Below are 15,931 nucleotides of genomic sequence, written 5' to 3'. Positions count from 1 at the left end.
TTACCCCTCCACAAGAAGCTTGTAAATAAATTCTATAGGAAACTTGGCAAAGCGTCCACTTAAAACCTCTCTGTAAGGATAATCCTCTCCAAGAGGAATAACTGCATATTCCTTTTGCCCTTGGATGTTCTTACAGCTTGTGGTTATGTCCATGCTTGCACCAAGCACCACCGCACCACCTCTGCCCACCCTGCTTGAGATATTAAACCTAAGATACTCGTCCTTTGGTTCGCCCAAAACATACTGTGTAAAGACCCAAGAGTAAACTGGTATAAGAAAGATGGTCTCGTATACCTCCTTAGGTGCAATAACGTTTAGAAATTCTTCTATTTCTCTTGTTCTTTCTTCGTTATGCTCCATAAGTTTAGATTTGACCTTTTCTAAATAAAACTTTGCCTTCTTTCTCTTTTCATTATCAAAGCCCATATGCAATCTGCCTCTTATAAGTATGTATGGATGATAATATTCCACGTTTTCAAGTTTTCTTGGCACATCATTTGTATACATAAACATGCCGGATAGAATCTCTTTTGCCAGCAAACGTATATACTTTGATACCTCCTGGTCTTTTGATTCCATCATGTAGACATCTTCAAGAAACTTTATTATATTTTCAAGCTCAGAAAAGCGATGCGGTTTATAAATAGTGATATGCTGTGCAGGAATAGGCACTATAACATACCTTTCTGGAGTTCTAAGAAAGTCCTCTATAATCCTTTGGACCACCGAATCAAGCAATAGTTTCTGTTTTAACTGTTCTCTTCTGTAAAAAAGACTTACCAAGTCTTTGTCCTGATATTCCACAAGCTGGGTTATCTTTTCAACAGTGTATGGATTTTCCTTTTGAATTACATGAATAAGATGAATATGCCTGGGTTTTTGTTCTGTGATTTCATCACCCCTTGCCCTTGAAATAGCTTGTATAACTTCAACAAGGTTTTGTTCAATACCCCAGTCTGTTATGACTATAAAGATTTTTTCCACAGGTTTGTGCGGTCTGCTAAAATCAAGACCCCTTGAAACTGCAGAAGTGCCCATAATAACATCCTGGCTTCCCTCGTTTATATCCTTTTGACTTTTTCTGGAACTTGCGGTTATGTAGAGGTTAGAAACACCTCTGGTGTTAAAGTAGTTAGAAAGTTTTGCTATCATCTCCTTGTCTTGCACATACAAGAAGGCAGTGCTTTCCTTTTGCAGGTTTTGGATAACGTGGTCCCCTATAAGTTCTATTAGCTCTTCTTGTTCCCTTTGTTCTACGTCAAGTATAAACTTCTTGTGTATGTATAGACCCTTTGCAGGGTATCCGTGCTTAGCATATATCTCAAAGGGAATCCCATCATATTGAACTTGCAAAGAGGGTTTATAATCACAAAGGATAAGAGAATCTGGGACAACCCCATAAGACTTAAACTCATGCATAAGCCTTTCCAAAAGCTCTGGAGAGTATCCATTGGCATCAAAAAGATACAAATAAGCCTTCCCTCCCATTTTCTTCACCTTTGAAAGAAATTCAAACATTCTATGCACCGCATCAAGACCGTTTCTGTAGCCCAAAAACTCGTCAAGAATAATATGGATGTGGTAATTTTTGGTATGTATGCCTGACCTTAAGAGTTTGTCAAGGTACTTTGCGGTATTCTTATTGGGTGTTTCCACAATAGCCTGTATAGTTGCAAAGCCCCATATCTGTGAATGGTTTTCTCTTACTGCCTCCAAGACCCTGTCCACAATTCTCCTGATTATACCCTCTCTATCTTCCACATCCGTAAAGCCCTCACCTATATGTCTTACAAATTTACCTTCTTGTGCTTTTTTTCTTTCGTATATAACCTTTACAGGTTTTCCGCTGTTTTCCACACTATACTTTTCCTTTTCTACAAGGCTTACCCTCGTTGCCATGTATAGCACAATGTGTTTTCCTTGAGAGTTAAGTATGAGGTTTCTCAAAGTAGAAGTTTTTCCACTACCTGCGGAATGAAGTAGTGCAATAGCTTTGCAGTCTCCTTGAGAGGAGAGGAATTTTTCCAATTTTTCCTTAACATCTCTCCTTGCTTCTTGTATAGGATTTGTGTTTACAACAACAGGGCTATTCTCTCTTTGCTTTATCTCTTGTAGATACCCTTGTATTTCTTCCTTTAGTTTCTCTTCTAACCTTCTTCTCTTTCCTGCCCTCTTTTCTACAGTTTCGTCAATCTCACTATAAGCCCATTCCTTGCTTTTTAAACTCTTGTATATCTCCTTTACTTCCTCACTATATTTGGAAAGCTCAGATACATCTTTAGAAAGCACAAACCTTATCCTATAGGACTCCGCAGCAGGATACAACAGCTCAAGGCATAGCTCCCTTAGTCCCTGATTTCCCTTTTCCGTAAGATAGTCCACCGCATAACAAATCAACTGAGAAAAGCCCTTTATTTCCACAAAGACATCTTTTAGGTCCATAAGCGTTTGTTTAAGAGATAGGAAGTTTTTAACAAACTTAGAAAAGTCCAACTCTCCCAAGGAAATGTTAACTGGCACTCCGGGGTTAACCACCGGAAGTCTTGGCAAGTCTCTAAAGTCTTCACTTCTTCCCCTATCAAAGACTTCCTTTAGCCAGGAGAGAAGTCCAGAGAGCTTAAAGTCCACTATGTATAAAGTCTTACCTTTTGTGTAGACAAGGTCTGCGTTTTTCCAAACAATCTCTGAGGACTCTTCACCCATTTCAAACTTCTCAAGATGTATGTTTTTGCCATCTTCCGCATACAAAAGACCACCATAATATCCAAGCAAGTAAGTGGTAAGTGTATATACCCTCTCCGCACTTTCAGGTGTTATAGTTGTGCCAATATTGCCCCACTCCTCTATAGGCTTTTGAAGCTCCTCTATAAGCTCTTCCTTTAACCCTTCGGTTTTCAAAAGGTCAAAGAAAATTCTTTTAAAACCTTTGAGATAATCAGGTGCTACCCTTTGTAGAAATCCTATCTTAAAAGCCCCCTCAAAGACAAAACCCTCAAGAATGGTCAAGTCTCTCATATACAATACTTAACGCCAAAAAGTCAGCTTTTCTGACTAAAACCTCGCCTCGCAAACTTGTTCGTATTCTACAAGCTCGGTTATCTTCGGCTCTTTTCCGCACAGAGGACAGCCGGGGTCCTTGCGGAGCTTTACCTTTCTAAAGTCCATAGACAAAGCATCCATTATGAGAAGCTTACCCACCAAAGGTTCACCTATACCTAAGAGAACCTTTATAGCTTCTGTTGCCTGAATACAGCCCATTATACCACCTATGGACCCCAATATTCCTGCCTCTTGGCAAGAAGGCACAAGCCCCGGTGGTGGTGGTTCTGGATACAAACATCTATAGCAGGGCGAGTTTTCCTTGTCTCTGTAGTCAAAAACAGATATCTGACCCTCAAACCTCAACATTGCCGCGGAAACAAGAGGCTTTCCAAGAAAGTAGCAAGCATCGTTAATGAGAAACCTCGTAGGGAAGTTATCAGTCCCATCAAGCACCACATCGTAGTCCTTTATGATATCCATAATGTTGGACTTATTTATCATAGTGTTGTAGGTTATTACCTTCACGTCTGGGTTTAGCTTTTCCACCGTCATGCGTGCGGACTCTACCTTAGGAACGCCTACCCTTTCTGTGTTGTGGAGTATCTGTCTTTGAAGATTAGAATAGTCCACCACGTCAAAGTCCACTATGCCAATCGTGCCTACACCAGCAGCAGCAAGGTAGTATATGGCAGGAGAACCAAGCCCACCAGCACCTACAACAAGCACCTTTGACTTGAGAAGTTTTTCCTGCCCCTTGCCACCAACCTCCGGCAGGATAATATGCCTTGCATACCTCTTTATCTGCTCTTCCGTAAACTGGAACATGGCTAATAAATTATAGCCTAAGCTCTATATTTTCAATCTAGGGTTTCAACTTCACACGGTGGATTAGCAACCTCAACTTGCCACATAAAGAATAATAAGACATATCAAGCCTTTTGTCAAATGGGCACCCCTCCCAAGTGAAGGTGGTTTGCCAGAAGTGCCAGGTCCTGCAAGGTTGAGTGCAATATTGTAAGGTCTAAGGTAAGGATGTAAATGTAATGTGAGGTGTGCTGTTCGGAGTTTACTATAGCAAGCTCCCTTTCAATTTTTCCATAGAGGTGTTTTAGATATCTATAAAATCCATATCAGATTTAAAGGGACTTATGGAAAAAGCGTAACTTAACTTGACTACACTTATTACCGCATCAGCATCCAACGAACTCAGCGGATTATTCCTACTAACTTTATCCTTAGGCTTTGTAAAAAGTCCGCCAAAAAGGTCAGACTCCTCTTAGTCTTTTATCAGGTCCTCGTCAAATTTATCCTCATCAAGAGTATCCTTAGAGGAGTGTTTTGCAATATACTCCTTTAGCTTCTCATCCAAAAGCTTCCACCCAAACCTTTTCATGCCTTCTTATCCCATACTTTCGGGCTTTGTCAGATGCATAGGTTAGCTATGTGTTATCTGCAAGAGTAGCCTTCTTAAGCACAGACACGTTACCTATACTCTCTCCGTAGTTGATAGAGCTTGCCCTGTGGGTTATTACCGTAAGGGTTAATCCAGCCATTTTTGACCTCCCTTAGTTGTTCTACTTACTTATATTAACAGACACTTTTTGCAGTTTCTGACAGTTTAAAATTTTCTCTATGCGTTTTTTAGTAAAAATGGAAAGTCAAAGGGGAGAGCAAATACCCATAGACTACAGACGCAGGCTCATATCCCTGATGAAGAGGGTTTTTGGAGTTAGGGAGTTTCTTGAAAATCCAGTAAGACCCTACACCTTTGCGGTATACCTTGGAAAGGATGTGGTCTTTGAGGAAGAAACCATAAGCGGTGTAAAGTTTATAAACCTACGCATCTCCACAGGAGACCCAGTGTATGGGCTAAGGCTCTACAATGGGTTATCTTCTCTGAAGGGTAAAACCCACAAGGTAGGAGATGCGGAGTTTGTTATAAAGGAGATTAAGTTAGAAAGGGAAGGAGATTGGTCAAAGGGCAGTTTTAAAAGCCTGTCTCCTGTAGTAGTGGAAAAGCCAGGATTTTCACAAGACAGCCAGAGGGTAAGATATCCAATTCCTATGGAAGAAGGCTTTGAGGATGCTCTTCTTGAGAACATACTCAGACGCTTTAGGGTCATAAAGGGCTACGAGCCAGAGATAGGAGAGTTTTCTTTTAGCTTTAAATATTTCAAGGAAGAATTCATAAAGCACTACGGAGGGCATATAAGGGCTTTTCTTGGAAGGTTTAGCATAAAAACGAGCAATCCGGAAATATTGAGGTTTGTCTACCAATATGGGCTTGGTCTAAGGACAGGTCAAGGCTTTGGATACCTTGAGGTGGATTAAAATTAAAACACTTTAAATCTCATTACTTGCGTGCTATATTTAAATTATGACCTTTATCATGTTGGAGGTGTGATATGAAAAATGTTATATTCAACACTCCAGACCACAAGGTGGTCTTCTTTGAAGAGCTGACCCCTGCTTCTGCAGTGCAGGCAAACCAAGTGCTTATCATCCATAAGGGTGAAGGCATGCTCCTTGACCCTGGAGGTCATAAGGTTTTTTCAAAGCTATTGTCAGACCTATCTCTTTATATACCACCCAACCAGATAAAGTATATATTCCTCTCTCACCAAGACCCAGACATAGTTGCCTCTATAAACGGCTGGCTTATGACTACAAAGGCGGTCGCTTACATTTCCAAACTCTGGATGAGGTTCTTACCACACTTTGGGTTGGACTCTCAACTTGAAGATAGAGTATTTCCTATAGACGATGGTGGAACGGTGTTAACTCTCGGTGGAGATTGTAAGCTCTACATCATACCTGCACACTTCCTACACTCAGAGGGCAATTTTCAAGTTTACGACCCCTGCTCAAAGATACTTTTCTCCGGAGACTTGGGAGCATCCCTTGGGCAGGACTACTTTGTGGTGGAGGACTTTGACAAGCATATAAAGTATATGGAAGGCTTCCACAGGAGATACATGACGAGCAACAAGATTCTGCGTTTCTGGGCAAACATGGTGCGTCAGCTTGACATTGAGATGATAGTGCCACAGCACGGGGCTATATTCAAAGGTAAAGACATGGTAAACCGTTTTATAGAGTGGGTGGAAAACCTTGAGGTGGGTATAGACCTCTTGACGCAGGAAAAATACAAAGTGCCCACTGGCTAAAAAAAGTTCAGAGTTTCTTGAGGTTTGGTGCTAGTATGGGCTTGCTTTTATAGTTCAAGGTTTTAAAGGCTTGCAATAAAAGGCATATAGCTTTATAACCTATAGGTGGTCATGAGAGACTTCGTCCATTTACATCTTCATACACAGTATTCTCTTTTGGATGGTGCTATAAAGATAAAGGACTTGGCAAAGAGGGCAAAGGAACTGGGATATAGGGCGATTGCCATAACAGACCATGGAAACCTCTTTGGCATTTTGGACTTTTACAAAAGCATGAAGTCTGTAGGCATAAAGCCTCTGATAGGTATGGAAGCCTACTTTACCACCGGCTCTCGCTTTGACAGAAAGGGTAAGGGTTCGGAGGATAACATAACAGACCGCTACAACCACCACCTTATACTTATCGCAAAGGATGACAAGGGTCTTAAAAACCTTATGAGGCTCTCTACCCTCTCTTATAAGGAAGGCTTTTATTACAAGCCGAGAATAGACTATGAGCTTCTCAGTCAGCATCACGAAGGGCTAATAGCCATAACCGCATGTCTGAAGGGAGTTCCCACATACTACGCAAGCATTGGCGAAAGAGAAAAGGCTCAAGAGTGGGTCAAAAAGTTCCTTGACCTCTTTGGCGAGGACCTATACCTTGAGCTTCAATCTAACTCTTTGCCAGAGCAGGAAACTGCCAACAAAAACCTTATAGAAATAGCCAAAAGGCTTGGAGTAAAGCTAATTGCCACTAATGACTCACACTACCTTATGCCAGAAGACAGGCTTGCCCATCAGGTGCTTATGGCGATACAGATGAAAAAGACCCTTACAGAGATTCAACAGGGTAATGGTTTTAAATGTGCCAACGATGGGCTTCATTTTGCCAGTCCTGAAGAAGTTTGGGAAAAGTTTCGTGGAAGGTTTGAAGGGTGGGAGACCGCACTTTTAAACACCCTTGAGGTGGCAGAAAAGACAGCAGATAGCTTTCAACTTTTGGAAGGTGGTTCATACCTTATGCCACATTTTCCCACAGAGGGAGTGTCTCTTGGAGATTTTCTCAAAGAGCTTGCCATAAAGGGTCTAAGACAGAGAATTTCACAGGGTCTGGCAAGGGATAGTAAAGAATACTGGGATAGGCTTGAGTTTGAGCTTAATGTGGTTTCTCGTATGGGCTTTGAAGGATATTTCCTTATAGTCCAGGACTTTATAAACTGGGCAAAGTCTAAAGGTGTCCCTGTGGGTCCTGGCAGAGGCTCTGCGGCAGGTTCTCTCCTTGCCTTTGCCTTAGGTATAACGGACGTAGACCCCATAAGGCACGGGCTTTTGTTCGAGAGGTTTCTAAACCCCGAGAGGGTCTCTATGCCAGATATTGACGTGGACTTTTGCATGGAAAACAGGGACAGGGTCATAGAGTATGTGAAAAACAAATATGGCTCTGAAAACGTGGCACAGATAATCACCTATAACGTAATGAAGGCAAAACAAACCCTTAGGGACACCGCTCGCGCCCTTGGCATACCCTATCAGACCGCAGACACCTTAGCCAAACTTATACCACAGGGTGATGTGCAAGGCACATGGCTCTCTTTGGAGGAGATGTTTTTAACTCCCATAGAGGAGCTTTTGAACAAATACGGAAGGCACAGAACAGATATAGAAGAAAACGCAGGAAAATTCAGAAAGCTCTGCGAAGAGAACCCAGAACTAAAAAGCCTTGTGGAGATAGCCCTTAGGCTTGAGGGTCTTACAAGGCATACTTCTTTGCATGCAGCGGGTGTGGTGATAGCACCCAAGCCCCTTGAGGAGCTCCTGCCCCTTTACTATGACAAAGAGGGTGCTATTGCAACCCAGTTTGATATGGTAAAGTTGGAGGAGATAGGTCTTATAAAGATGGACTTTTTGGGTCTTAAGACCCTCACAGAACTTCAGAGGGTAAGGGAGCTCATCAAAGAAAGGCACGGTGTGGATATAAACTACCTAAGCCTACCCCTTGATGACCCAGCGGTCTTTGAGCTTTTGAGAGAAGGAAACACTACGGGAGTCTTTCAGTTAGAAAGCAGTGGCATGAAGAACCTACTCAAAAGGCTTGCCCCAGACAGCTTTGATGACATAGTGGCGGTGCTTGCTCTTTACAGACCTGGACCTCTAAAAAGCGGTCTTGTGGATAGTTATATAAACAGAAAGCATGGAAAGGAAAAAGTGGAATATCCCTTCCCAGAGCTTGAACCAGTCCTAAAAGAAACCTATGGCGTATGGGTATATCAAGAGCAGATAATGAAAGCATCGCAGATACTCGCAGGATTTACACCAGGTGAAGCGGATACACTAAGAAAAGCCATAGGTAAGAAAAAGGCAGACCTAATGGCTCAGATGAAGGAAAAGTTCATAAAGGGTGCAGTGGAAAGAGGATACGATGAAGGAAAGATAACTCAGCTATGGGAAGACATAGAGAAGTTTGCCAGCTATTCCTTTAATAAATCTCACTCTGTGGCTTATGGATATCTCTCTTACTGGACTGCCTTTCTGAAGGCACACTATCCAGAGGAGTTTTTCTGCGTAAAGCTGTCTACAGAAAAGAACGACAAGAAGTTTATAAATCTCCTAAAGGATGCAAAAAACGAAGGCTTTAGGATATTGCCACCAGATATAAACAAGAGCGGTGTAGACTTTGTGATAGAAGGTGAAAAGACCATAAGGTTTGGTCTTGCGAGGATAAAGGGTGTGGGCGAGGACACCGCAAGCCTAATAGTAGAAAGCAGAAAAAGAGCGTGGACTTCTCTTGGAGACTTTGTAAGAACGGTGGATAGCAAGAAGGTAAACAAAAAGACCCTTGAAGCACTCATAAAGGCGGGAGCTTTTGACTCCTTTGGAGAAAAGAGAGGAGAACTACTCCAAAGGCTGGAGGGAAGCTCTGCACTGCTTGGTAAGGGTCTTTTTGCCACAAGGGAAGAGAAAAGAGAAGAGGACTACTCTAAGTATGAAAAGGAAGTGCTTGGCTTTTATGTATCCTCTCACCCCCTTGACCCCTATGAAAATCTCCTCAAGAGCAAGGTATCTAACCTTGAAGTCCTTGAAGAGACAGAGGGAGGAACATACACCTTTGCGGGTGTTATAACAGACCTTAAGACAAAAAAGACCCAAAAGGGCAACCAAGTTGCCTTGTTTAACCTCGTAGACAAGACGGGCATAGCACAGGTCTTTGTCTTTCCAGAAACTTATTCACAGAATAGTGAGAAGATAAAAGAGGACAAGGTAATAGTGGGTAAGTTTGATTTGGATATAGACCAAGAAACAGAAGAGATAAAACTTCTCCTGAGAGAAGTATACACGCCAGAGGAATTCCTAAGGAGCGAAGACATGAAAATAAGGCTGGTCTTTCTCAGAGAGCTACAAGAAGAGGCACTCCTAAAACTAAGAGAGCTTATAAGAGAATGTGAAGACCCAGAGGGCAAAGAACTTACCCTTGAACTAAGGATAAACGGTTATAGAACCATACTCCACGCAGACCCAAGAATAAGGGTGGGAACAAACATCGTAAAACTAAGGGAAAAACTAAAGGAGATGGGAATAAACTTAGAGATCTCCTGAGCTTGGAAATATGGGAAAGTCATGCACATCACCACCAGCCTCTAAAATTTGTAAGTGTTTGATTACATACTCAAGGAGATATGCTATGTCTATGCCCCTAAATTTATCTCTACAAGGTTGAAGCTGGTGGTAAACCATCTTTAGAACCCTTATACAGCTGTCTCTTCTTCCACATATATAATGGTTGTAAGCGATGGCAAGCCTTATTAGCCCTTGGTAGCAGTTTCGTGAAAACTTATCTTCCTTTGGGAAAAGTCTCCATATATCCTCAAGCACTTCGTGAGCGGAGTAAAAATCGCCTTCGTCCCATAGGCTTTTAACTTCCCTTAGAAGCTCTCTCTCGCTCAAGTTTTTAGCCCTATGGCAAAGCCCACTGCAAAACTGCCAGCGAAAGCCAACTTTCTTATAAGTCCATGCACAAAGGCAGTAAAGCCTTCAAACATACCCTTAAACAATGCAAATAACTGCTCCCATTCAACTGTGATTATACCCTTGCTGGCAAGCCACATGAGAGACAAAATATAAAGACCAAGCAGGAGGAGAAAGAAGTTAAGAACTCTCTTTATTGCAAAGCCCACCACAAAGCCTGCAAAACCCGCATACCCCATATCAAAAATAAGCTCACTCCAATTCATTGATACCTAAAAACGCTTGGGTTTAGCACATCTGGATAGTTGGTGGTCATCTCATAGTCAAAGAGCTGTTTTCTTATTCTCTGAAGGTCTGACCTGTTTGGTTTGAAGGGATAGCTCTTTATGTCGCTCACAGAGCTGTCTCCAAAGGGTCTGTTGCAAGCAACCTCTGTGGTCTTGCCTCTGCAACCTGAGGTCATAAAGGGTCTTCCGCTCCAAAAGAGCTCCTCAAAGGTGTCCTTGTCTATGCCAAAGTCTATCACCTGACCCTTTTCGTTAAACTTCATATCTTCGTAGCGAGCTATTTGATTGTCTATGAGATATCTGGCAAACTGCACTCTTCTGTATTGAGGTGCAGGGCAGGGTTTCTCCTTTTCCATCATAGACCCTTCCTCTGGCCAGAAGGAAAAGAGGTGCGTCCTTGCTCCAAGGTCTCTCACTTTCTGTATGGTTTCTATCATCTCCTGCTCTGTTTCACCAAGACCCACCACAAGATGGCATCCTGCGTATCCATCTCCCATAACATCACCCGCCCATTCAAGGACCTTCCAAAAGGTTTCCCATCTGTGAGGGCTGTTCATTGGTCTTCCACGAAGTTTTTCAAAGACCTCTGGAGTCCCGCAGTCTATAGCAATGGTAACCGTGTCCGCACCAAGTTTTTTGTAATCTTCCATGTCCTCGTAGGTTGTCCCCGTTGCGTTTATAAGCAAAGAGACAAAAATCTGGTCTCCCAGCTCAGAAAGCACTTTTTTAAGCACATACTTTGTATCCCTTATAGCTCTTGGATGGGTTATCTGGGCTATGCAGAGCCTTTCCACGTGTCCTACCCTTTTTGCCCTTTCTATAATATCGTCGAGCTTTACCGTAGGCCACTCAACCCTTATAAAGTTCTTCTTTGAGTATTCCATCTCCCTCGCCTTTTGAAGACCACAGTAGGCACAGGTGGCATGACAACCAGAAGGATACGTAAGAAGTGTGTTTATACAGCTTAGCCTTGTATTTCTATAAAACTGACCGGGCACTATACCAAGGGTCATAGCTGCAGCCATGCTTATCTGAAGGTATTCTGGGCTTTCCTTTTGTTCTGTGAGCCTCTCTAAAACCAACCTGTCCATCCTTACACCTCCAAAGAGTTATTATAAGCCTTCCTACGAAGGCACTTTTAACAATTTCTTATAGTCTCATAAGCTCATCTTTTTCCTCTTCTCTCCAGCACAATCCTTGAAACTTCCGCCGCCTTCTGAGGGTCCATAGCTTCCAATATGGCGGCCGCTTGTCTTTCCCTTAGATTTAGTAAAATCTCCGCAGCGAGGCTTGGTTCAAGGTTGTTCATAATAGCACCTGCTTCGTCGGGAGATGCTTTATTGAATATATCCACAAGTTTTTGGACTTCAGGTCTTTGCTCCTCTCTTGGTGTTGGCGTCTTTCTAAGTTCTTCAAGTTTTCTACGCTCCTCTTCTATCCTTTTCAGCTTCTCTTCAAGGTCTTTTGAGATGGAGCTTATCTCCTCTTTTGCCTTCCTCTCTCTGTCTTCTCTAAGTTTTTTCTGAAGAGCAGATTGAGGGAGTGAAATACTAAAAACCATAAGCAGAAGGATTAAACTCCTAAGCATTTTTCTGCCTCCGCCTTATGAGATGTATAAAACCCATCCTCTGAAATTCAATATTTAGGTTCTTTCTAATGTTTTCCCTTTCTTTGTTTATCCTTAATATCTCAAGAGCCTTCAGGTCTCTGTATGCTTCTTTTAACCTCTCCCTTTTTTCTACCTTCAAAAGCTCCAATTGACGAATTCTTTCTGTTAGCTCTTTCTTTTTTGCCATGATGGCTTTGTATCGGATAAGAAGACTATGAGAAAAGGAAACCTTTAGCTCCTCATTTATGCTTTCTGCCTTAAGGTCTAAAAGCCTTACTTCTTCTTTTAGTGCCTCAATTTGCATATTTACCTCTTTTAATTCCCTTACCCTTGAATCTTTTACAAACTCCTTAAGTCTTATTATTTTCCTTAGTGGCATGCTAAAATTATAAATTGATGGTTTAACATGATGGAGGGGAAATGTTCTGTCGTGTAAAAAGCGGTGGGGTTCTGGGAATAGAGGGTTTTGAAGTAGATGTAGAGGTAGATATTGCTAACGGCTTGCCTCAGTTTTCTATTGTAGGTCTTGGAGACAAAGCCATAAACGAAGCAAGGGAGAGGGTAAGGTCTGCCCTCAAAAACATTGGCTTTCAACTACCTGTAAAAAGGATAACCGTAAACCTCTCACCCTCACACCTCAAAAAACAGGGAACGCACTATGACCTACCTATAGCCTTGGGTATCCTTAAGCTCTCAACAGGCATAGATTTTCCCGAAGACTATGTGGTTCTTGGTGAGCTGTCTCTTGATGGTAAGATAAACCCAGTTAAGGGTGTCCTACCAATAGTCCTCTCTCTAAGAGGTCTTGGCTACAAAAGGTTTATTGTTCCAGAAGGAAACGCAAAGGAGGCCGGTCTTGTCAAAGATGTAGAAGTTTATGGTTTTGAGAGCCTAAGGGATGTGTTGGATTTTTTCAGTGGGAGTCTTTCCAAAAAGCCAGTGGAGGTGAACTTAGAGGAGGTCTTTGAACAAAACCTTTCCTTTGATGTGGACTTTAGCGAGGTTTATGGTCAGCATCAGGCAAAAAGGGCTATGGAAATATCCGCAGCAGGCTTTCATCCCGTCCTTTTAGTGGGTCCGCCCGGTGCTGGCAAAAGCATGCTTGCCAAAAGGCTCATTACCATTATGCCACCCTTGAGCTTTGAAGAATCGGTGGAGATAACGCGTATATACAGCGTTGCAGGTCTCTTGAGCGAGGACAAACCTCTTATAACAAAAAGACCCTTTAGAAACCCTCTAACAAACGCCTCAGATTCTGCTCTTGTAGGTGGTGGCACAGTGCCACAACCCGGTGAAATATCCTTAGCACACAGAGGAGTGCTTTTCCTTGATGAGTTTCCAGAATTCAGCAGAAAGGCTATAGAGTCTCTAAGACAGCCCTTGGAAGATGGAAAGGTCACCGTGTCAAGGGTTGGAGGCAGGATAACCTTTCCTGCGGAGTTTCTGTTAGTGGTAGCCATGAACCCCTGTGCCTGTGGCAACTACGGAAATCCATACAAAGCCTGCGTATGCACTCCCATGCAGTTAAAAGCCTACCAGTCAAGGATATCTGGTCCCATAATGGATAGGATAGACCTAAAGGTTTGGGTATATCCAGTAGAAAAAGAAGACCTGCTAAAGATGTCCTCAGGCGAAAGCTCAGCACAGATTAGACAAAGGGTTGTGAAAGCTGTTGAAATTCAAAGGGAGCGTTTTAAGAATAGCCCTACTAAATACAATTCACGCATGACAAACGACCAAGTTAAGAAATACTGCGAGATGACCCAAGAAGCTAAATCTCTACTTCAAAGTGCCATGGATAGGCTAAACCTCACTGGCAGAGGTTATATGAAGACACTGAAGATGGCAAGAACCATAGCAGACCTTGAAGGAGAGGAAAAAATAGCCAGTCATCACATAGCGGAAGCCCTACAGTATAGGATAAACGAAAAAGCACCTACTCTATGATATAAATCATAAAAGAATTTCACACCCTGTTTCTAAGTATGGCTTTTTCCATAACTTTTTTAGCCCGAATTTCACAGGGAATTTCACACCCTAAGGTGGAATTTCATATCTGATACAAATCATATTTCTAAATATGGCTTTTTCCGTGTGTTTTTAGAGACGAATTTCACAGGTTTTTCGGTTTTTCACAGGAAAATTTCACACCCTGTGAAATTCTTTAGGGGATGTTTCTAAATATGGCTTTTTCCAACATTTTCTAACATAAACAAAAACAGAAAAATTACGGAAAAGTCCATACTTAGAATGCGGACCTGTGAAATTGTGAAATTCCTCTGAAGTGCTTGATTCTCAAGGGTTTGCTATAATCGTAAAATCAAGGAATATCAAGCATTTGAAAGGGGGTGTGAAATTCTTTTTCCGCAAGTGCTTGATTCTCAAGGTTTTCCCTAAGGGGGTGTGAAATTTGCAGGGGTCTATTATTATTATTAATATTAGATAGAAATAAAAGAAAATATATAAGAAGAAGAATAGGAATTTCACATCCAAGCCCGTCAGTGAGAACCCGCTTGACTTGTTAAATAGACGGAAAAAGCCTACCGCTTATCTCAGCGGGTTTCTAAACATACGAGGTGAAAAGGGACGCTACGAGATGTTTCCATTAGGCACCTCTATCTGAAGGAGCCTTTCGTATCTTAAGTCCTTAAGAAGCTGATAATCCTTCTTTATGTCCCTTCCTGCTCTTGTGAGATAGCCACCCACCATCATGGCGTTAGTCATAAGAACTGCCATACCGTGAAAGTCTCTCAAGTTTTGCTCTCTTCCTCCGCAGAGCCTTAGCTCCGCTTTTGGGTTTGTAAACCTAAACATGGCTATTATTTTGAGAGCTTCAAGGGGGCTTACGCCCGGAGCAGTTTCCATAGGCGTTCCTTCTATAGGCATAAGGAAGTTAAGCGGTATAGAATCCACCTCCAACTCTCTGTATGTAAGTGCAAGGTCAACTCTATCTTCGTCGGACTCTCCCATGCCAAAAATTCCACCACAACAAGTGGAAAGCCCCACGGACTTAATCCTTTTTATGGTCTCATACCTCTCTCTCCACGTGTGTGTGCTTACTATCTTAGGGAAAAAGTTCTCCGATGCCTCAAGGTTATGGTTTACTCTTCTAACTCCTGCGGATTTTAACTTCTTGAGGGATTCCTCATCAAGAGTTCCAGCAGAGACACAGACATTTATGGGTAGCTCCTCCTTATTTATCTCTTCTATGCCTTCACATATTTTTTCTACTTCTTCTTTCGTTGCAGACCTACCACTAAGAACAACGCAATATCTATTTGCACCAAACTCCACACCTCTATAGGCACCCTCTAAGATTTCCTCCTTAGGCACAAGGTTGTATATGTTTATGGGCGTTTTGTAAAACTTGGACTGGGCACAGAACTTGCAATCTTCTGAACAGGCACCACTTTTTGCGTTTATTATGGAGCAGAACTCTACTTTGTCTGGTGGATGAAAGTGATTTTTTACCTTTTGTGCCAGATAGACCATAAGAGCAATGTATTGGTCTGGTATTTGCAAAAGTTTTAGTGCGGTTTCCTTATCTATGGGCTCGTAGGCTATAGCCTTTTCTGAAACTTCAAAAAGAAAGCTCTCCACTCTGTCCATGCAAGCCTCCTTGCTAAGGTATTAGTCTACTAAATATATATCTCTTGTGTAAGCTCGCCCTGATAGTTTAGCCTATCAAGAATAGCTTTTCCTCTCAGGGATTTTGCGGGTATTTCAAAGACCTTTCTTGAGGAGTAGATTTTTATAATATCCTCTGTAACTTCAATCTTTTCGGGAGGCTTGCCATCTTCAAGCACCACTATATTCTTGTATGATAAATCTTCCTTGTTGTAAACTTTCATAGTAGTTAATCTAAACTTTACCTTCGCATT

The 15,931-nt window shown here is 42.1% G+C and carries 13 protein-coding genes; 4 read left to right on the top strand and 9 right to left on the bottom strand.

Features of this window, described 5'->3' with window-relative positions; translation table 11 throughout:
• Both IAE16_RS08325 and moeB read right to left on the bottom strand, forming a co-directional pair.
• On the bottom strand, nucleotides 1-3,015 hold the full coding sequence (locus IAE16_RS08325; RefSeq protein WP_323700357.1) for a helicase: 3,015 nt from the start codon (nucleotides 3,013-3,015) through the stop codon (nucleotides 1-3).
• A 36-nt stretch (nucleotides 3,016-3,051) separates the two neighbouring features.
• The gene (gene moeB, locus IAE16_RS08320) at nucleotides 3,052-3,867 is read right to left on the bottom strand and encodes a molybdopterin-synthase adenylyltransferase MoeB (RefSeq protein ID WP_323700356.1); all 816 of its coding nucleotides are present in this window, start codon (nucleotides 3,865-3,867) and stop codon (nucleotides 3,052-3,054) included.
• Between the two features lie 807 nt (nucleotides 3,868-4,674).
• Between moeB and cas6 the strand changes: the two genes are divergently transcribed.
• From cas6 to dnaE, 3 genes are all read left to right on the top strand, one after another.
• Nucleotides 4,675-5,373 carry a CRISPR-associated endoribonuclease Cas6 gene (cas6, locus tag IAE16_RS08315; RefSeq protein ID WP_323700355.1) on the top strand — a complete coding sequence of 233 codons (699 nt, stop codon included), beginning with the start codon at nucleotides 4,675-4,677 and terminating at the stop codon, nucleotides 5,371-5,373.
• 74 nt (nucleotides 5,374-5,447) lie between these two features.
• On the top strand, nucleotides 5,448-6,209 hold the full coding sequence (locus tag IAE16_RS08310; protein ID WP_323700354.1) for an oxygen-binding di-iron domain-containing protein: 762 nt from the start codon (nucleotides 5,448-5,450) through the stop codon (nucleotides 6,207-6,209).
• Between the two features lie 111 nt (nucleotides 6,210-6,320).
• A complete protein-coding gene (gene dnaE, locus IAE16_RS08305) occupies nucleotides 6,321-9,785 on the top strand; it encodes a DNA polymerase III subunit alpha (RefSeq protein ID WP_323700353.1) in 3,465 nt (1,154 codons plus the stop codon).
• On the opposite strand, the gene IAE16_RS08300 is transcribed toward dnaE, so the two are convergent.
• The 5 genes from IAE16_RS08300 to IAE16_RS08280 form a co-directional block, all read right to left on the bottom strand.
• The gene (locus tag IAE16_RS08300) at nucleotides 9,771-10,133 is read right to left on the bottom strand and encodes a DUF309 domain-containing protein (RefSeq protein ID WP_323700351.1); all 363 of its coding nucleotides are present in this window, start codon (nucleotides 10,131-10,133) and stop codon (nucleotides 9,771-9,773) included. The two genes, dnaE and IAE16_RS08300, sit on opposite strands and share 15 nt — an antisense overlap.
• Complete coding sequence (locus IAE16_RS08295; RefSeq protein ID WP_323700350.1) at nucleotides 10,130-10,420, bottom strand: FUN14 domain-containing protein; 291 nt, start codon at nucleotides 10,418-10,420, stop codon at nucleotides 10,130-10,132. The genes IAE16_RS08300 and IAE16_RS08295 overlap by 4 nt, the downstream gene beginning before the upstream one ends.
• A complete protein-coding gene (locus tag IAE16_RS08290; protein WP_323700349.1) occupies nucleotides 10,417-11,532 on the bottom strand; it encodes a radical SAM protein in 1,116 nt (371 codons plus the stop codon). The genes IAE16_RS08295 and IAE16_RS08290 overlap by 4 nt, the downstream gene beginning before the upstream one ends.
• A 74-nt stretch (nucleotides 11,533-11,606) precedes the next feature.
• Nucleotides 11,607-12,029 carry a MotE family protein gene (locus tag IAE16_RS08285; protein WP_323700348.1) on the bottom strand — a complete coding sequence of 141 codons (423 nt, stop codon included), beginning with the start codon at nucleotides 12,027-12,029 and terminating at the stop codon, nucleotides 11,607-11,609.
• The gene (locus tag IAE16_RS08280; RefSeq protein ID WP_323700347.1) at nucleotides 12,022-12,429 is read right to left on the bottom strand and encodes a hypothetical protein; all 408 of its coding nucleotides are present in this window, start codon (nucleotides 12,427-12,429) and stop codon (nucleotides 12,022-12,024) included. The genes IAE16_RS08285 and IAE16_RS08280 overlap by 8 nt, the downstream gene beginning before the upstream one ends.
• Nucleotides 12,430-12,470: 41 nt before the next feature.
• Here IAE16_RS08280 and IAE16_RS08275 point away from each other — a divergent pair, with 41 nt between their 5' ends.
• Nucleotides 12,471-13,997 (top strand): YifB family Mg chelatase-like AAA ATPase, encoded by a 1,527-nt coding sequence (locus tag IAE16_RS08275; protein WP_323700346.1) that lies wholly within the window; start codon nucleotides 12,471-12,473, stop codon nucleotides 13,995-13,997.
• 642 nt (nucleotides 13,998-14,639) lie between these two features.
• Here IAE16_RS08275 and bioB read toward each other — a convergent pair.
• Nucleotides 14,640-15,659: a biotin synthase BioB gene (bioB, locus tag IAE16_RS08270; protein ID WP_323700345.1), complete on the bottom strand. Its 1,020-nt coding sequence runs from the start codon at nucleotides 15,657-15,659 to the stop codon at nucleotides 14,640-14,642.
• 29 nt (nucleotides 15,660-15,688) lie between these two features.
• The gene (locus tag IAE16_RS08265; RefSeq protein ID WP_173833868.1) at nucleotides 15,689-15,901 is read right to left on the bottom strand and encodes a pantothenate kinase; all 213 of its coding nucleotides are present in this window, start codon (nucleotides 15,899-15,901) and stop codon (nucleotides 15,689-15,691) included.
• Nucleotides 15,902-15,931 lie beyond the last annotated feature (30 nt).

The organism is Hydrogenobacter sp. T-2 (genome assembly GCF_033971325.1).
Lineage (GTDB): Bacteria > Aquificota > Aquificia > Aquificales > Aquificaceae > Pampinifervens > Pampinifervens diazotrophicum.
This window is presented reverse-complemented; position numbering and strand designations above follow the sequence as displayed.